Source organism: Enterobacter cloacae complex sp. IR5384, assembly GCF_049237265.1.
Taxonomy (GTDB): Bacteria; Pseudomonadota; Gammaproteobacteria; order Enterobacterales; family Enterobacteriaceae; genus Enterobacter; species Enterobacter cloacae.
Map to the genome: position 1 here is coordinate 87,421 of NZ_JBMKHJ010000001.1, position 18,554 is coordinate 105,974.

Genomic DNA, 18,554 nt, shown 5'->3' on the forward strand with positions numbered 1-18,554 from the left:
AACTGGATTGCCAGCATAACAAATTTATCGCCGGACCGCGTTGCCGATAAAAAAGGCGCTTTCAGCACATTTAAGAATCATGTTGTTTGAAGTTTGTCTAAATGCGCTAATTTACTGAAAAAGTGTGTTGACGGCTGTTCGGCTTTTCCTTACATTAGCGCCCGTCCCGACAACAACGGGATGACAATATGGTGAGGTGTCCGAGTGGCTGAAGGAGCACGCCTGGAAAGTGTGTATACGGCAACGTATCGGGGGTTCGAATCCCCCCCTCACCGCCATATTCAAGGCAAGAGCTCGTACGAAAGTACGGGCTTTTTTCTTTTATAGTCTCCGAAAGGGGGGGATGAGAATCCCCGACCGGGGTTCGACAACTGGCGACAGCCAGTTGGACAGACTGCGAGCGCAGCGAACAGACTGCCCGAAGGGCGAGCGAAGCGAGTCAATCCCCCCTCACCGCCATATTCAAGACAAGAGCTCGTACGAAAGTACGGGCTTTTTTCTTTTATAGTCTCCGAAAAGGGGGATGAGAACCTTGAGCCCCCTGCGCTCTTTATGTCGGGTGGCGCTGCGCTTACCCGACCTACAAAAAACTACTCTTCAACCATCCGTGCATACTCTTCTGTAAGAAAATCCACCAGCGCCCTGACGGACGGCAGTAATCCGCGTCTTGATGGATAAACCGCATGAATCACTTCTCTTTTTGGCTCCCACGCCTCCAGCACCCGAATCAGCTCTCCTGATGCCAGCTGATCTTTCACCATCAATATCGGCAGTTGCACCACACCGATGCCCGCCATGGCCGCTTCACGCAGCGCCAGCATGTCGGTGGTAATCAGGCGCGGGGAAAAATGGATTTCTGCTTTCGCGCCTTCCGGGCCGCATAATTGCCATTTATGGATATGCTTACCCTCGCCCATACTCAACCCGGGCCAGGCGCTGAGTTCTGACGGCATCGACGGTTTTCCCAGGCGTTCAATCAAGGCCGGGCCCGCGACCAGGCAATGTCCCCGGTCGGCAAGCACCCGTAATACCAGATCGCTGTCATCAAACGGACGGGGACGCACGCGGATCGCCACATCCACACCCTCCCCCACCAGATCCACCCGCCGGTTCGTTGCTTCCAGCTGAAGGTTGATCCCGGGATAGCGCACCATAAACCGCGCCAGCATCGGGCCAACATGCACATGCAACAACGTGACAGGACAGGTAAGCCTGACGATACCGCGCGGTTCCGCCTGCAGCGCGGCCACGGCTTCTTCCGCCGCTTCCGCTTCAACCATCATGGCTTTGCAGTGTTGATAGAACGTCTGCCCGACCTCCGTTACCGTAAATTGTCGCGTTGTACGTTGAATTAACCGCACGCCGAGCCGCTCTTCAAGCTGCGCAATACGGCGGCTCAGCCTGGACTTAGGCAGATCGAGTGCCCGCCCTGCTGCTGCAAAACCACCGTAGTCGACCACTTTCACAAACCACACAAAGTCATTGAGATCCTGCATAAATCCTCATCGTTCTATTTCCAGAACAGTGAATGCCATTTTCACTCTCTACCGGAACATTAACTCTGAATATAAGCTAATTACATCAACAGAACATCAGGAGTTCATCATGAAAAACGTAACAGGCGTCTATACCGCCCCCCGTCAACACTGGGTTGGCAATGGTTTCCCGGTGCGTTCGATGTTTTCTTATCAGACACACGGCGAGTCGCTGAGCCCGTTCTTACTGCTGGACTACGCAGGCCCACATACCTTCCCGGCGGACGGCACAAAACGCGGGGTGGGCGAGCATCCGCATCGTGGTTTTGAAACGGTCACCATTGTCTATTCCGGCGAAGTGGAGCATCGCGACTCCACCGGCAGAGGCGGCGTCATTGGTCCGGGCGACGTGCAGTGGATGACAGCCGGTGCAGGCATTCTGCATGAAGAGTTCCACTCCAGCGCGTTCGCGCACAAAGGCGGAGAACTCAAGATGATGCAGCTTTGGGTCAACCTGCCGGCGAAAGACAAAATGGCCACGCCGGGCTATCAGAGCATTACCAAAGCCGATATCCCGGTGGTGACGCTGCCCGACAACAGCGGCTCGCTGCGGGTTATCGCTGGTCACTACGACGATGTTAGCGGCCCGGCGCATACCTTCTCGCCGCTGAACGTGTGGGACATTGCCCTCAACCAGGGCAGCCACGTCACACTCAGTCAGCCAGAGGGCTGGAGCACCGCGCTGGTGGTGCTGGAAGGCCATGTCACGGTGAACGGTACGGCTCACGCGGGAGAAGCACAGCTGGTGGTCATGAGTCAGGAAGGTGACAGGTTACACCTGGAAGCCAGCAGCGATGCCAAAGTACTGCTGATGGCCGGTGCGCCGCTGAATGAACCGATTGTGGGCTACGGCCCGTTCGTGATGAACAGTAAAACCGAAATCAATGAAGCCATTCGTGATTTCAACTCCGGCCGTTTCGGCCAGATCTAACCGTAATAAAGGAGATGAACATGTCTACACCTGCCAACTTTAATGGAGCACGTCCGGTCATTGATGTGAACGATGCGGTGATGTTGCTTATCGACCACCAGAGTGGCCTGTTCCAGACCGTCGGCGATATGCCGATGCCTGAGCTGCGTGCCCGTGCGGCGGCTCTGGCGAAAATCGCGACGCTTGCGAACATCCCGGTGATCACCACCGCTTCCGTCCCGCAGGGCCCGAACGGTCCGCTCATCCCGGAAATTCATGCCAACGCGCCGCATGCACAGTATGTGGCACGTAAAGGGGAGATCAACGCCTGGGATAACCCGGAATTTGTGGCCGCGGTTAAAGCCACCGGACGTAAGACGTTGATTATCGCCGGTACCATCACCAGCGTCTGCATGGCGTTTCCGTCGATTAGCGCAGTGGCGGATGGCTATAAAGTCTTTGCGGTGATTGATGCGTCCGGTACTTACAGCAAAATGGCGCAGGAGATCACCCTGGCCCGTGTGGTGCAGGCGGGCGTGGTGCCAATGGATACGGCGGCTGTTGCCTCTGAGATCCAGCGGACATGGAACCGTGAAGATGCGGCCGAGTGGGCAGAAGTCTACACACACATTTTCCCGGCGTATCAGCTGCTGATCGAGAGCTACGGCAAGGCGCAGGAAGTGGTGAAAAACAGCGAAGCGCTCGATTCACAGCGTTAAGCGCCCGTGCTGTGACCAAAGCTGATTAAGGCTTAACCGAACACGCACTAAAGCTGAAAATCTGCTTGACCGTTTTAGCGCAACTCCCTATAGTAGCGCCCCGTTGCCCCCCAAGCGGTCAGGCAGCAAAACAATATGGTGAGGTGTCCGAGTGGCTGAAGGAGCACGCCTGGAAAGTGTGTATACGGCAACGTATCGGGGGTTCGAATCCCCCCCTCACCGCCATATTCAAGACAAGAGCTCGTACGAAAGTACGGGCTTTTTTCTTTTATAGTCTCCGAAGGGGGGGATGAGAATCCCCGACCGGGGTTCGACAAAGACAGTTCAGCAACGTAGTCGCCTTATTCGCCGGGTGGCGCTAACGCTTACCCGGCCTACAAGACCCATGGGCCCGTAAATTAATACGGGCTACCACGATTAATTGTTCAGTTTCCCTGCGTTCTGCTCTCTCACGACAGAAGTCGTCTGTTCTGGATTTGCAGCAGGTTCATCTTTACGCTCTTCCAGCCAGTAGTCCGCATTTTTAATCCCCAGTCGAATCGGGTCAAAATGCGGATCTACCCCCTGCGCATTCTGAATTTCATAATCCTTAAGGCTGGCAAACGCTTTTTTATGTAAAAGCACAATGGCAATAATGTTGAGCCATGCCATCAGCCCTACCCCAATATCCCCCAGCCCCCATGCCAGATCCGCCGTACGGACTGTGCCATATACCGTTGAAGCCATCAGGCATAATTTGAGCACGAATGTCAGCCATGGACGGTGAATTTTACGGTTGATGAAGGCGATATTGGTTTCAGCAATATAGTAGTAAGCAATAATGGTCGTGAAGGCAAAGAAGAACAGCGCAACAGCAACAAAGTAATTACCAAAGCCTGGCATCATACTTTCCATTGCCGTCTGCACATAGCCAGGCCCTGCTGCCACGCCGGAAATACCGGTGTAGAGTGCAGCACCGTCAATGCCCTGCACGTTATACAGACCGGTGATCAACAGCATAAACCCGGTCGCCGAGCAGACAAACAGCGTGTCGATATAGACCGAGAAAGCCTGAACCAGCCCCTGCTTCACCGGATGGCTCACTGCCGCCGCAGATGACGCATGCGGCCCGGTACCTTGCGCCGCCTCGTTGGAATAGACTCCGCGCTTAACGCCCCACATGATAGCCTGACCAAGAATGGCACCAAAACCAGCTTCCAGACCAAAAGCGCTTTTCCAGATCAACAGAATCACACCAGGAAGCTCAGTAATATTAATCGCGATAATAACGCATGCCACAATAATATAGCCGAGCGCCATAAACGGAACGACCATACTGCTAAAACTGGCGATCCTTTTCACACCACCGAAAATAATAAAACTTAACAGTACGGCAAGTAATGCTGCCGTGACATTTGGATCAAGCCCAAATGCAATATCCAGGCTGGCACCAATCGAGTTTGCTTGTACCCCTGGCAGTAATAAACCGCAGGAGAAAATGGTGACGACGGCAAATAACCATGCATACCATTTAACGCCTAATCCTTTTTCAATATAAAAGGCAGGACCGCCACGATATTCACCGTTGATTTTTTCTTTATAAACCTGGCCCAACGTAGATTCCACAAACGCAGAGCTGGCCCCCAAAAACGCCACAATCCACATCCAGAAAAGTGCGCCCGGTCCACCGAAGGTAATAGCGGTGGCGACGCCAGCAATGTTCCCGGTCCCTACACGCCCTGCCAGCGTCATCGTCAGTGCCTGGAACGACGATACGCCAGCATCGGTAGGACGCCCCTGAAACATCAAGGTAATCATATGTTTTATATGACGTAACTGCAAAAAACGACTACGTAATGAGAAATAGAGGCCGACACCCAGACATAAAAATATTAACGCCGGGCTCCAGATAACACCGTTAATTGCACCAACCAGTTCGTTCATGTATGACCCTCAACGTGATGTTCCAGGGAAACGGTTCCCCATGGGATTTTCTTGTTAGAATGTTGTTTGAATCAGTACGAAACATAGAGAATTAGACACAATACACCAACTTAATTTTCACATCTTAGTAACATTATGTGACAACATTCACGTTTAAATTTGAGCGAACAATTAGCGCGATCATGATATTCATGGGTACTTTGTGGATATTATAAATACACATCACATTTCGCTGAGCGTGATAAAAAACCAGCGTCAAAAATGAATAACCGACATGATGAATTCCGCAAGACAGGCAATCTTTTAAAAGACAACCAGACGCGAGTCGTGAGAAGAAATAAAAGAAGCTTCCCGGCATTACGCCGGGAAGGGATGACAGGTGAGCGGTAAAACGGCGATGTTTTACCGTCAGTCGGAATAGACTTCCAGCGTGCGCTGGCACAGCGCCGACCGCACACAATCTTCTTTGGTAAAGCGTACTACCCCAATCATGTCGTCTTCCTCAAAACGTGACATGGCGTCGCTCAAGCCGGATTTCACGCCGGATGGCAGGTCACACTGGGTAATATCGCCATTGACGATAACCGTCACGTTCTCCCCGAGGCGCGTTAAGAACATCTTCATTTGCGCAGCGGTCACGTTCTGAGCCTCGTCAAGAATGACGACCGCATTTTCAAATGTACGTCCGCGCATATAGGCGAACGGCGCGATTTCCACCTTGCCAATCTCTGGTCGCAGGCAGTACTGCATAAAGGATGCACCCAGTCGCTTCACCAGCACGTCATAAACGGGCCTGAAGTAAGGGGCAAACTTCTCCGATATGTCACCGGGCAAGAAGCCGAGATCTTCATCAGCTTGCAGTACCGGACGGGTAACAATAATTCTCTCCACGTCCTTATGGATCAGGGCCTCCGCTGCTTTGGCTGCACTGATCCAGGTTTTCCCGCATCCGGCTTCACCGGTTGCAAAGATGAGCTGTTTACTCTCGATAGCATTCAGGTAGTGCGCCTGAGCCTCATTGCGCGCCACAATTGGGGAATTATCACGGCTGTCCCGCGCCATGCCAATTGCTTCTACGCCACTCATCTGCACAAGCGAGGTGACCGATTCTTCTTCACGCTGTTTATGACTACGTGAATCCCGTCTCAGCACACGTTTTGCTTCGCGACGAGCTTTGATCACTGCTTTTTGTCTTCCCATGGATAGCACCTTGAGTTGTTGGTATTCATCACACGCGCCAGTTTCGGCACGATTATGCGCACGAACATCAGAGGGTTGGCTTCCTTGTAAGCCATTGCTTGCCTTGCCGGATGACGATACAGAATAGCTACGCGCACCATTCTGCACGTCGGTAGAATCTGGTTTCTGAATAGAAGGGGAGAATTTAGTGGTGAGGAAATCGCTGCCGGAGTCTGAGCCTCCGCGCCGGGTACTGCGGTTGTTGTGTTTACATTGTCCAGTACAGGACGATACCATTCGCGATCTCCATAGTGATTCAGCATCACTGCCGGGAACTACCGCTGTCTTATCTTAAGTACATCAGGGATTATCATAAATGCAACATTTATTTTACCTGAATGCAACTTTTAAGACTGCTCCTGCAGTTGAAAACAGTCTCATACAGGAATATTACAGAAATATAACAGAGGGATAGTCATATGAAAAAATAATGTCCCCGCGAACTATCGCAGGGACAATTATCAGGCTTCTATCAGCCCTTGCGCGAGCCAGGCGTTCGAATCGCGCACGCCGGGCAGCGCGAAGAAATAGCCGCCGCCGATAGGTTTAACGTACTCTTCCAGCGCTTCGCCGTTTAACCGCTTCTGCACGGTGAGGAAACCCTTCTCCAGATCGTGCTGATAGCAGACAAACAGCAGCCCCATATCCAGCTGACCGGAATTGGTCACCCCCAGCGAGTAGCTATAGCCCCGGCGCATCATCAGGCTTGACTGCGTCTCTTTGGTGCGCGGATTCGCCAGCCGGATATGGCTGTCCAGCGCAATGGTATCGCCATTAGGATCGCTGGCGTAATCCGGCACATCATGCTCGTGCTTCATGCCAAGCGGCGCCCCGCTCTGCTTGTCACGGCCAAAGATCGTCTGCTGCTCTTTAAGTGGCGTGCGATCCCAGAATTCCACATGGAACTGAATCACCCGCACCGCCTGATAGCTCCCGCCGACGGCCCAGGCAGGCTCACCCTGATCGGCTGTGACCCAGACGACCTCTTTCATTAGCGCGCCGTTGCTGCTGTCCGGGTTGGCGGTGCCATCCTTAAAGCCCAGCAGGTTCACCGGCGTCTCTTTGCCTTTGCTGCGGGCAGCATGGTCAGAGATAAACCCTTCCCGCTTCCAGCGCACGCTCAACAGATCAGGCGTGTGTTTGATGATATCCCGCAGAGCGTGGATCACCGTGTCCTGCGTGTTAGCGCAAATCTGCAGGAGCAGATCGCCGTGGCAGAGAGCAGCATCCAGAGAATCATTCGGGAAACGCGTCATTTTTTGCAGCGCTTTCGGCTTCTGTTTTGCCAGCCCGTAACGTTCATCAAACAGCGATTCGCCCAGCGACACCGTAATGGTCAGATTATCCGGGGCGATGAACGACCCTAAGATCCCCGAGTCCATAGGCGGCAGTCGGGGATTTGGCGTTTCTGGCGCCGGTCCCCCTGCAGTCAGAAACGCGATGCGGGTGGTGAGCAGGCGAAACAGGCGCTCCAGGTCAGCTTTATCACTTGCCAGCGAATCAAAGGCCACCAGCATCATGGAGGCCTGCTGTGGTGTCAGAATGCCCGCCTGATGCTCGCCATAGAAAGGCTGCGTCTCCATACGGGCGTCCGGTGACAGCGTACCGGGCGCACTTTGCGGTTTTGCCGCATGCGCCACAGGACACCCTCCGGCCAGGGCAAATGCGCCCCCCAGCGCCCCTACCCCTTTCAACAACCGACGACGTGACGGTTCTGCCACGTCGTATTCGTCATGCTTGTTCATCGTGCTTAGTCCAGACCCAGTACGCCACGCAGCAGGGAGAGATCTTCCGCCAGGGTGGTAATCGGGCCTTTCAGCGCGTTACGGTCGGCGTCGGTCAGTTTGTCGTAGGTTTCAAACCCGTCTTTGGTGCGGTACTTCGCCAGAATGGTGTCGACTTTCTTAAAGTTGGCATCCACTTTTGCCAGCAGCTCGCTATTCTCTTTCTGCAGCTGTGGGCGCAGCAGGTTAACAATTTTCTGCGCGCCATCGACGTTCGCCTTGAAATCCCACAGATCAGTGTGGCTGTAGCGATCTTCTTCACCGCTGATTTTGCTGGCGGCCACTTCTTCAATCAGTCCGGCCGCACCGCCCACCACTTTAGATGGCGGGAAGGCCAGCTCGCTGATGCGCTTTTGCAGCTCCAGCACGTCGCTGTTGAGCTGATCGGCATACTTCTCCATCCCTTTGGTGGAGTTATCGCCAAACAGGGCTTTCTCCAGACGGTGGAAGCCGGTGAATTTTGGATCGGCCGCTTTCTGCTCGTAATCGTCTTCACGGGCATCAATACTGCCATCAAGATCGGAGAACAGCTCCGCAATCGGCTCAATGCGCTCGTAGTGCTGACGGGTGGGCGCATACAGGGATTTCGCTTTGTCGATATCGCCCGCTTTCACCGCATCCGTAAAGGCTTTGGTTCCCGCCGCCAGGTCTGCCGTCTCTTTGATGACATACGCTTTATAAGCGGTGATGGCATCGCCCAGGCTCAGCAGGGCCGTGCCTTTCGCGGCATCCGCTGTGGCATTCCCCTTAACGATGAGCTTACCTTTCGGGTTGGTCAGCAGACCGCAGGTCATGTCATATTCACCCGGCTGCAGGTTAGCCGTCATTTTCTGGCTAAAGCCCGGCGCGATATTTTCGCGCTCTTCCACGACCATCACGCCTTTGAGAATTTCCCACTCCAGCGCTTTCTGGCTGTGGTTCTGAATAATAAATTGTGTCTTACCGCTGTTGACCGTAATGGTCATCGGCTCACACTGCTTATCATTCACCGTCACCTTGACCTGTGGAATATCAGCAGCCTGAGCGGCGAAGGCAGAAGCAACAAGCGCTGCCACACCAACCTGTAACGCACTACGACGAAATTGAATTGCCATGACCCTTCCCTTTTAAAAGTATGTTGTAACTACAGTAAGCACATCAGGGCGCAGTACGCGACGGCTGAGCACTGGGGCGCGATGGCATAAAGAACAGCGCCAGCGCCGGAATAAGATAGATAAAGTACATCGCCACTTCACTGACGCTTGGCGTTTCCTGATAGCCGAAGATCCCTTCGAGCAGCGTGCCGGTCAGTGAATGGGTAGAAAGAACATTGCTAAGATCGAACGCCACATCCTGGAAGTGGTTCCACAGACCCGCCTCATGGAAAGCGCGGATCGCCCCTGCCGCCAGCCCTGCGGCCACCAGCAAAATGAACAGGCTGGTCCATTTAAAGAAGGCCCCCAGGTTCAGGCGAATGCCGCCCCAGTAGAGCAGGAAACCCAGCACCACGGCCGTTGCCAGCCCCAGCATCGCCCCCAGCGGTGGCCAGATCCCCACATCCTGCTGAAAGGCAGCCAGCAGGAAGAATACGGATTCCAGACCTTCACGCGCCACGGCGAAAAAAACCATCATGATCAGCGCCCAGCCGTGATGATTTCCCTTCTGCAGGGCATTATCTACCGCCTGCTCCAGCTGCACCTTCACGTTACGCGAGACTTTACGCATCCAGAACACCATCCAGGTGAGGATCACCACCGCTATCACCGCAACGATACCTTCGAACAGCTCCTGCTCTTTCTGCGGGAATTCACCGGTGGTTTCATTGATCAGAATGCCCAGGCCCAGACAGAGCGCAGCGGCGAGGAAAACCCCTATCCACATCACCCCAATCCAGCGTCCGCGCTGGGTTCGCTTCAGATAACTGGCGATGAGGCTAACAATGAGGGCCGCTTCCAGGCCTTCGCGTAACATAATGAGAAATGGAACAAACATGCCGACACCTTAAATGTTTATCGCGGTCAACTGATGCAAAGAAAGGTAAATTCTTGTGATAGTGATTATCATTACGGCGATAAGAAAAACAAGCGAAATGTGTGGTTTTTGATGACGAGTTGTAAACGCATCGCGGGGTAATAGTTGCGCTCGTGACGTTCCGGTTTATAAGGTATAACGAAAATGCCCATTTACGGTTAATCAGCGCTGTGGCTAAATATCCGCCTCGCAAACTAACCGAAAATAAACCATGTTTAAGATTGTCCATTTCCTGCTGGCGCTGGTGATTATTCTTGCGCTTGCCTGGCTGGTAAGTTTTGACCGCCGAAAAATTCGCATTCGCTTTGTTTTACAGCTGATCGTTATTGAAATTGCGCTGGCGTTCTTTTTCCTGCACGCCGAAAGCGGGTTATTCCTGATTAAATACGTCTCCGGTTTCTTTGAATCACTGCTGAAATTTGCCGGCGAAGGGACCAATTTCGTCTTTGGCGGAATGGGTGAAAAAGGGCTGGCGTTCATTTTCCTCGGCGTGCTTTGCCCGATTATTTTTATCTCCGCACTCATTGGTATTCTTCAGCACTGGCGCATTCTGCCGATTTTTATTCGGCTGATTGGCACGCTGCTGTCAAAACTGAACGGCATGGGCAAGCTGGAATCCTTTAACGCGGTGAGTTCGCTGATCCTCGGACAGTCTGAAAACTTTATTGCCTACAAGGGCGTACTGGGCGATCTCTCGTCACGTCGTCTGTTCACCATGGCGGCCACGGCCATGTCGACCGTCTCCCTGTCGATTGTCGGTGCCTATATGACCATGCTCGACGCTAAATTTGTGGTGGCGGCGCTCATTCTGAACATGTTCAGCACCTTTATTATTCTCTCCGTCATCAACCCGGCACGCCCGGAAGCGGAGCCGGATATTAAGCTCAAAAAACTGCATGAGTCCCAGAGCTTCTTCGAAATGCTGGGCGAGTATATTCTGGCCGGTTTTAAAGTGGCGATGATTATTCTGGCGATGCTGATTGGCTTTATTGCGCTTATTAGCGCCATTAACGCCCTCTTCTCCAGCGTATTTGGCATGAGCTTTCAGCAGATCCTCGGCTATGTGTTTTATCCGCTGGCGTGGCTGGTGGGTATTCCGCTGAGCGATGCCTTAAATGCCGGCAGTATTATGGCAACTAAGCTGGTAGCGAATGAATTTGTGGCGATGATTGAGCTGCAAAAAATTGCGCATCAGATGTCACCGCGCGGGCTGGGGATTTTATCCGTGTTCCTGGTGTCGTTCGCCAACTTCGCCTCCATCGGTATTGTCGCAGGTGCAATCAAGGGCCTGAACGAGCAGCAGGGCAACGTGGTGTCGCGGTTTGGTCTGCGTCTGGTGTATGGCGCGACGCTGGTGAGTTTGCTGTCGGCGAGCTTTGCGGGCCTGGTATTGTGATGTGATGCCGGGTGGCGCGCAGCGATCCCGGCCTACGATGCAACAACGGCGGGTTATCCCGCCGTTTTCTTTAAAACTGCACACACACCGGCTGATCGACCCGCATCACCGACTCCTGCGCAAAGCGGGATTTATAGATACCGCGTAACGCCTCAATGTTCTTCTCGCTCTGCGCATCTTTTCCGTGGATCAGCATCAACGCCTTGCTCGGCTCACGCGCCACTTTACCGTCGTTGCCCAGCCACTGTCCGCGCGCATCAAACACCGTTAAGCCATCACGAAAACGCGGCGTCACGTCCCGGTCAACAAACTGCTGCCACTCGTCGGGGGTGATCTGCGCCCCGGCCGGACGATTTAAGCCGAAATAAAGCGTGGTCTGCAGCATCTGGTTATCCACTTTGCAGGTGTCAGTCGCCGTATGCTGCGACGGTGCCGTACAGCCAGCCAGCAGCAGGAATGCCGCTGCCAGTAACCCTGTTTTGATTGTCATGCTTCGCTATCCTCATTGTTATAAGTGCAGCGATATCACCGTAAATTACGGATTTTGGCAAGAAAAAAGCCGGGTGGCGCTGACGCTCACCCGGCTTACAGTGTGCAGGAAGAAAAATTACTCAGCCTGGAGCTTCGTCGGCGGCGCAGTGTGGTAATGGGCATCCGCTTCCGCAAAGCGTTTCTGCATGGAGGCAGACGGCGCTTTACCCAGCAGGCTAAAGACCACAATACCGAGACTGCCGAAGATGAAGCCCGGGATAATTTCGTACAGACCCAGCCACGCGAACTGTTTCCAGACGATAACCGTGACCGCACCAATAATCATCCCCGCCAGCGCGCCGTTACGGGTCATACGCGACCACATCACGGAGAACAGCACCACCGGACCAAACGCCGCACCAAAGCCCGCCCACGCGTAGCTCACCAGACCCAGCACGCGGTTTTCCGGGTTCGACGCCAGCGCAATGGCCACCAGCGCCACCACCAGCACCATGAAGCGCCCTACCCACACCAGCTCTTTCTGGCTTGCGCCTTTACGCAGGAATGCCTTGTAGAGGTCTTCGGTGATCGCACTGGAGCAGACCAGCAGCTGGCAGCTCAGGGTGGACATCACCGCCGCCAGAATAGCGGAGAGCAGAATACCGGCAATCCATGGGTTAAACAGCACCTGCGCCAGCTCGATAAACACACGCTCGGCGTTCTGGTTTACCGCTCCCGCCTGCGCCGGGTTGTTGTTGAAGTATGCAATGCCAAAGAAGCCCACCGCGCACGCCCCTGCCAGGCAGAGGATCATCCACGTCATACTGATGCGACGCGCATGAACGATGGTGTGGTGAGAGTCGGCCGCCATAAAGCGCGCCAGGATATGCGGCTGACCGAAATAGCCCAGACCCCAGCCCATCAGGGAGACGATGGCGACAAAGTTCAGCCCTTTGAGCATATCGACGTTTTCAATGCTCTTCTGCTTGATCACTTCCAGCGACTCGCCAAAACCACCAACGGTGAAGATCACAATCACCGGGGTCAGGATCAGGGCGAAAATCATCAGGCTCGCCTGCACGGTGTCGGTCCAGCTTACCGCCAGGAACCCACCCACGAAGGTGTAGAGGATGGTAGCCGCCGCACCGGCCCACAGGGCGGTTTCGTAGCTCATGCCGAAGGTGCTTTCGAACAGACGCGCACCGGCCACAATGCCGGAGGCACAATAGATAGTGAAGAACAGCAGGATCACCACCGCCGAGATAATGCGCAGAATGCGGCTGTTATCTTCGAAACGGCCGGTGAAATAATCCGGCAGCGTCAGGGCGTTGTTGTTCACTTCGGTATGCACGCGCAGACGGCCTGCTACCAGCTTCCAGTTAATCCACGCCCCGAGAGTCAGGCCAATGGCGATCCAGCTTTCAGAGATGCCGGAGATGAAAATCGCCCCCGGCAGCCCCATCAGCAGCCAGCCACTCATGTCCGATGCCCCCGCAGAAAGCGCAGTCACCATTGGGCCTAAACTGCGGCCACCCAGAATGTAGTCGTCAAAGTTCTTTGTAGAACGCCATGCCAAAAACCCTATCAGGATCATGCCAAAAATATAAACGAGAAATGTCACCAGCATCGGTGTGCTCATTGCCATTCAAATTCTCCAAAAGTCGAGCGACAACCGTCCGGGTTGCCTTGTTATGTCATCACCGGAACGGGGTGATGGGTATCTGTGTTTCTGTTGGCCGCGCGTATCCTGCCGTAAGCAGTGCTCGCACACAAACGATTTAACACTGCATTTACATCAAATTCATCCCCGGTTTTATATGTCTTTCCTATAGGTTGCACTTGCTCACATTTATACGGGTTGCACCTTTTAAAAGTGTTAAGTACCGCATAAAAACAGGCTTCGTATGCAGAAGCCAGCGCTTTTTTCCAGCTAACCATTCGTTAACAATCCATTCATTTTTCAGCTTGCTAGCCGGGTCACATTTAACACGGTTGCACAAAGTTGCAACATGGTGGATATTTCAGGCTAACCACCGAACACGATCAAAGAACAACAGGAGTTTTGGCATGGGCATGACCACCATGGGGGTTAAGCTGGATGACGCAACCCGCGAACGGATTAAGACCGCAGCAACCCGCATTGACCGCACGCCGCACTGGCTAATCAAGCAGGCAATTTTTAACTATCTCGAACGGCTTGAGAGCGACGAAGGTCTGCCCGAGCTGCCCGCCCTGCTGGCAGGTGCCGCCAATGAGAGCGAAGACGCGCCGGTTGCTGGCGACGAGAATCATCAGCCGTTCCTGGAGTTCGCGGAGCAGATCCTGCCGCAGTCAGTCAGCCGCGCCGCCATTACCGGTGCGTACCGCCGTGCTGAAACGGACGCCGTGCCAATGCTGCTGGAGCAGGCTCGCCTGCCGGAAGCCGTCGCCGCGCAGGCGCACAGCCTGGCGTATCAGCTGGCCGACAAACTGCGTAACCAGAAAACCGCCAGCGGCCGTGCCGGTATGGTGCAGAGCCTGCTGCAGGAGTTTTCCCTCTCCTCCCAGGAAGGCGTGGCGCTGATGTGTCTGGCAGAAGCACTGCTGCGTATCCCTGACAAAGCCACCCGCGATGCGCTGATCCGCGACAAAATCAGCAACGGCAACTGGCAGTCACACATTGGCCGCAGCCCGTCGCTGTTCGTTAACGCCGCCACCTGGGGTCTGCTGTTTACCGGCAAGCTGGTCTCGACCCACAACGAAGCGAACCTCTCCCGCTCCCTGAACCGTATTATCGGCAAGAGCGGCGAGCCGCTGATCCGCAAAGGCGTGGATATGGCGATGCGCCTGATGGGCGAGCAGTTTGTTACCGGTGAAACCATCGCCGAAGCGCTGGCCAACGCCCGCAAGCTGGAAGATAAAGGGTTCCGCTACTCTTACGACATGCTGGGTGAAGCGGCCCTGACCGCTGCCGACGCGCAGGCCTACATGGTCTCTTACCAGCAGGCGATCCACGCCATCGGTAAAGCGTCCAACGGCCGCGGTATTTATGAAGGTCCGGGCATCTCAATCAAGCTCTCCGCCCTGCACCCACGCTACAGCCGCGCGCAGTACGACCGGGTGATGGAAGAGCTCTACCCGCGCCTGAAATCCCTGACCCTGCTGGCGCGCCAGTATGACATTGGCATCAACATCGACGCCGAAGAGGCAGACCGTCTGGAGATCTCGCTCGATCTGCTGGAAAAACTATGCTTTGAGCCAGAACTGGCAGGCTGGAACGGAATTGGCTTTGTTATTCAGGCCTACCAGAAACGCTGCCCGTTCGTTATTGATTACCTGATTGACCTGGCCAGCCGCAGCCGTCGTCGCCTGATGATCCGACTGGTAAAAGGCGCTTACTGGGACAGCGAGATCAAACGCGCCCAGATGGAAGGTCTGGAAGGCTACCCGGTTTACACCCGCAAGGTTTACACCGACGTCTCTTACCTCGCCTGTGCGAAAAAGCTGCTCGGCGTACCAAACCTGATCTACCCGCAGTTCGCTACCCACAACGCTCATACCCTGGCGGCGATCTATACCCTGGCCGGGCAGAACTACTATCCGGGCCAGTACGAATTCCAGTGCCTGCACGGCATGGGTGAACCGCTCTACGAGCAGGTCACCGGTAAAGTGGCAGAGGGCAAGCTGAACCGTCCGTGCCGTATTTATGCTCCGGTCGGTACCCATGAAACCCTGCTGGCGTACCTGGTGCGTCGTCTGCTGGAGAACGGGGCGAACACCTCCTTCGTTAACCGCATTGCCGATACCACCCTGCCGCTGGACGAACTGGTTGCCGATCCGGTGCAGGCCGTTGAGAAAATGGCGGCTCAGGAAGGCCAGATTGGTCTGCCGCATCCGAAGATTGCCCTGCCGCGCGAGCTGTACGGCAAAGGCCGCATCAACTCGGCGGGTCTGGATCTCGCCAACGAACACCGTCTGGCGTCCCTCTCCTCTGCCCTGCTCAACAGCGCACTGCAGAAATGGCAGGCCAAACCGATGCTGGAACAGCCGGTCGCAGACGGCGAGATGCAGCCGGTGATCAACCCGGCAGAGCCAAAAGATATTGTCGGCTACGTGCGTGAAGCCACGGAAGCGGAAGTGGAGCAGGCGCTGGAGAGCGCGGTAAACAACGCGCCAATCTGGTTCGCCACCCCGCCGCAAGAACGTGCCGCCATTCTGGAACGCGCCGCAGTGCTGATGGAAGATCAGATGCAGTCGCTCATCGGTATCCTGGTGCGCGAAGCGGGGAAAACCTTCAGCAACGCCATCGCCGAAGTCCGTGAAGCCGTCGACTTCCTGCACTACTATGCAGGCCAGGTGCGCGATGATTTCGATAACGAAACGCACCGCCCGCTTGGTCCTGTGGTCTGTATCAGCCCGTGGAACTTCCCGCTGGCGATCTTCACCGGCCAGATTGCCGCCGCGCTTGCCGCAGGCAACAGCGTGCTGGCCAAACCGGCGGAGCAAACCCCGCTGATTGCCGCTCAGGGGATTAACATCCTGCTGGAAGCGGGCGTACCGGCGGGCGTGGTGCAGCTGCTGCCTGGGCGGGGTGAAACAGTGGGTGCGAAGCTCACTGCGGATAACCGCGTGCGCGGCGTGATGTTTACCGGCTCGACCGAAGTGGCCTCCCTGCTGCAGCGTAACATCGCCACCCGTCTGGATGCCCAGGGCCGCCCAACGCCGCTCATCGCGGAAACCGGCGGCATGAACGCCATGATTGTCGACTCCTCTGCTCTCACCGAGCAGGTAGTGGTAGACGTGCTGGCCTCCGCCTTTGACAGCGCGGGTCAGCGCTGCTCCGCCCTGCGCGTGTTGTGCCTGCAGGACGACGTGGCCGACCACACGCTGAAGATGCTGCGTGGTGCCATGGCCGAGTGCCGCATGGGCAACCCGGGCCGCCTCACCACCGATATCGGGCCGGTGATCGACGCGGAAGCCAAAGCGAATATTGAAAACCACATTCAGGCCATGCGTGCCAAAGGCCGTCCAGTGTTCCAGGCCGTGCGCGAGAACAGCGAAGATGCCCGCGAGTGGCAGACCGGCACCTTTGTGCCGCCTACGCTTATCGAACTGGCAAGCTTCGACGAGCTGAAAAAAGAGGTCTTCGGCCCGGTCCTGCACGTGGTGCGTTACAACCGTAACAACCTGAATGCATTGATTGAGCAGATCAACGCCTCCGGCTATGGCCTGACGCTCGGCGTGCATACCCGTATCGACGAAACCATCGCCCAGGTCACCGGCAGCGCCAAAGTGGGCAACCTGTACGTCAACCGCAACATGGTTGGCGCGGTCGTGGGCGTGCAGCCGTTCGGCGGCGAGGGGCTCTCCGGCACCGGTCCTAAAGCGGGTGGCCCGCTCTATCTGTACCGTCTGCTGGCGAACCGTCCTGAGCGCGCGCTGGGCGTGACGCTGGCACGCCAGGACGCGGACTATCCGGTGGATGTCCAGCTGAAAACCGTGCTGACGCAGCCGCTGGAAGCACTCATCACCTGGGCGGAAAAACGTCCTGAGCTGCGCGCTGTCGCACAGCAGTACGGCGAGCTGGCGCAGGCTGGCACGCAGCGTCTGCTGCCGGGTCCTACCGGCGAACGCAACACCTGGACGCTGATGCCGCGTGAACGCGTGCTGTGCGTGGCGGATAACGAACAGGATGCGCTGGTTCAGCTGGCCGCCGCGATGGCAACAGGTTGTGAAGTGCTGTGGCCGGAAGACGGTCTGCACCGCGATCTGGCGAAGCAACTGCCGAAAGCGGTGTCTGCCCGCATTCACTTTGCGAAACCTGATGCCCTGCTTGCGCAGCCGTTTGACGCGGTTATCTACCACGGTGATTCCGATCAGCTGCGCGAACTGTGCGAGCAGGTTGCGGCCCGCAGCGGGGCGATTGTTTCGGTGCAGGGCTTCGCCCGCGGTGAAACCAACCTGCTGCTGGAGCGCCTGTACGTGGAGCGTTCGCTCAGCGTCAACACCGCGGCAGCGGGCGGTAACGCCAGCCTGATGACAATCGGGTAATCGTGTACACTCTCCCCGGTGACGCTACGCTAACCGGGGCTACAACTTCACCTTAGGCCGGATAAGCACAGCGCATCCGGCTTTTTTACACGGAGGGGATGATGAAAAGAGTATTTCTCGCAGGCGCCGCCCTGCTGCTGAGCGCCAGCGCGCTGGCCGACGAGTGCGACAACGCCACTACGCAGCTTGAACTGAATACCTGTAGCGCGCAGCAGTACCAGGCCGCTGATAAAAAGCTCAACCAGACTTATCAGTCCGCCATTAAGCGTGCGGCGGCCCCACAGCGTGACCTGCTGAAAAAGGCGCAGCAGGCGTGGATCGCCCTGCGCGATGCGGATTGCAATTTTATCGGTTCTGGTACCGAGGGAGGCAGCGTGCAGCCTATGATCATGAGTCAGTGCCTGACGGAGAAAACCGTGGAACGCGAGGCGTTTCTGGCCTCGCTGATGCAGTGTGAAGAGGGCGACTTAAGCTGTCCCCTCACCCCATAGGGGCGAGGGATAAAAGACAGCACAGAACAGTCCCCTCTCCCCGTGG

The 18,554-nt window shown here is 55.7% G+C and carries 13 protein-coding genes, 2 tRNA genes and 1 other RNA gene; 8 read left to right on the top strand and 8 right to left on the bottom strand.

The features are described from left to right. Positions 1-190 precede the first annotated feature (190 nt). Together ACOTX3_RS00460 and ACOTX3_RS00465 are read left to right on the top strand one after the other, a co-directional pair. Positions 191-278, top strand: a tRNA-Ser gene (locus ACOTX3_RS00460). 45 nt (positions 279-323) lie between these two features. Continuing rightward, positions 324-459, top strand: a non-coding RNA gene (locus tag ACOTX3_RS00465) — RtT sRNA. 131 nt (positions 460-590) lie between these two features. On the opposite strand, the gene ACOTX3_RS00470 is transcribed toward ACOTX3_RS00465, so the two are convergent. Further along, on the bottom strand, positions 591-1,496 hold the full coding sequence (locus ACOTX3_RS00470) for a LysR family transcriptional regulator (RefSeq protein ID WP_029881942.1): 906 nt from the start codon (positions 1,494-1,496) through the stop codon (positions 591-593). Between the two features lie 109 nt (positions 1,497-1,605). On the opposite strand from ACOTX3_RS00470, the gene ACOTX3_RS00475 reads away from it, so the two are divergent. The 3 genes from ACOTX3_RS00475 to ACOTX3_RS00485 all read left to right on the top strand — a co-directional run bounded on the left by ACOTX3_RS00475 (position 1,606) and on the right by ACOTX3_RS00485 (position 3,389). After that, on the top strand, positions 1,606-2,466 hold the full coding sequence (locus ACOTX3_RS00475) for a pirin family protein (RefSeq protein WP_023622203.1): 861 nt from the start codon (positions 1,606-1,608) through the stop codon (positions 2,464-2,466). Positions 2,467-2,486: 20 nt separating this feature from the next. Next, a complete protein-coding gene (locus tag ACOTX3_RS00480; RefSeq protein WP_020689641.1) occupies positions 2,487-3,164 on the top strand; it encodes an isochorismatase family protein in 678 nt (225 codons plus the stop codon). Positions 3,165-3,301: 137 nt separating this feature from the next. Beyond that, positions 3,302-3,389: transfer RNA gene (locus ACOTX3_RS00485), tRNA-Ser, on the top strand. A 192-nt stretch (positions 3,390-3,581) separates the two neighbouring features. Here ACOTX3_RS00485 and ACOTX3_RS00490 read toward each other — a convergent pair. The 5 genes from ACOTX3_RS00490 to efeU form a co-directional block, all read right to left on the bottom strand. Continuing rightward, positions 3,582-5,087 carry an alanine/glycine:cation symporter family protein gene (locus ACOTX3_RS00490; RefSeq protein WP_038419085.1) on the bottom strand — a complete coding sequence of 502 codons (1,506 nt, stop codon included), beginning with the start codon at positions 5,085-5,087 and terminating at the stop codon, positions 3,582-3,584. A 408-nt stretch (positions 5,088-5,495) separates the two neighbouring features. Next, positions 5,496-6,287: a phosphate starvation-inducible protein PhoH gene (phoH, locus tag ACOTX3_RS00495; protein ID WP_013097183.1), complete on the bottom strand. Its 792-nt coding sequence runs from the start codon at positions 6,285-6,287 to the stop codon at positions 5,496-5,498. 500 nt (positions 6,288-6,787) lie between these two features. Next, entirely contained in the window at positions 6,788-8,071 is a 1,284-nt protein-coding gene (gene efeB / locus ACOTX3_RS00500; protein ID WP_029882758.1) for an iron uptake transporter deferrochelatase/peroxidase subunit, read from the bottom strand. A gap of 5 nt (positions 8,072-8,076) precedes the next feature. Then, the gene (efeO, locus tag ACOTX3_RS00505) at positions 8,077-9,204 is read right to left on the bottom strand and encodes an iron uptake system protein EfeO (protein ID WP_127868997.1); all 1,128 of its coding nucleotides are present in this window, start codon (positions 9,202-9,204) and stop codon (positions 8,077-8,079) included. Positions 9,205-9,247: 43 nt separating this feature from the next. Then, positions 9,248-10,081, bottom strand: a complete 834-nt coding sequence (gene efeU, locus ACOTX3_RS00510; protein ID WP_013097186.1) for an iron uptake transporter permease EfeU — start codon at positions 10,079-10,081, stop codon at positions 9,248-9,250. 250 nt (positions 10,082-10,331) lie between these two features. Here efeU and ACOTX3_RS00515 point away from each other — a divergent pair, with 250 nt between their 5' ends. Beyond that, positions 10,332-11,516 carry a NupC/NupG family nucleoside CNT transporter gene (locus ACOTX3_RS00515; protein ID WP_058678379.1) on the top strand — a complete coding sequence of 395 codons (1,185 nt, stop codon included), beginning with the start codon at positions 10,332-10,334 and terminating at the stop codon, positions 11,514-11,516. A 70-nt stretch (positions 11,517-11,586) separates the two neighbouring features. Here the strand turns inward: ACOTX3_RS00515 and ACOTX3_RS00520 are convergent, their stop codons facing one another. Further along, positions 11,587-12,006 carry a DUF3574 domain-containing protein gene (locus ACOTX3_RS00520; RefSeq protein WP_421631595.1) on the bottom strand — a complete coding sequence of 140 codons (420 nt, stop codon included), beginning with the start codon at positions 12,004-12,006 and terminating at the stop codon, positions 11,587-11,589. Positions 12,007-12,123: 117 nt separating this feature from the next. Next, positions 12,124-13,632, bottom strand: coding sequence for a sodium/proline symporter PutP (putP, locus tag ACOTX3_RS00525; protein WP_029882760.1), 1,509 nt, complete (start codon positions 13,630-13,632; stop codon positions 12,124-12,126). Between the two features lie 422 nt (positions 13,633-14,054). Here putP and putA point away from each other — a divergent pair, with 422 nt between their 5' ends. Then, positions 14,055-18,017 carry a trifunctional transcriptional regulator/proline dehydrogenase/L-glutamate gamma-semialdehyde dehydrogenase gene (gene putA / locus ACOTX3_RS00530; protein ID WP_038419081.1) on the top strand — a complete coding sequence of 1,321 codons (3,963 nt, stop codon included), beginning with the start codon at positions 14,055-14,057 and terminating at the stop codon, positions 18,015-18,017. Positions 18,018-18,118: 101 nt separating this feature from the next. After that, a complete protein-coding gene (locus ACOTX3_RS00535) occupies positions 18,119-18,508 on the top strand; it encodes a lysozyme inhibitor LprI family protein (RefSeq protein ID WP_044158640.1) in 390 nt (129 codons plus the stop codon). Positions 18,509-18,554: the final 46 nt, after the last annotated feature.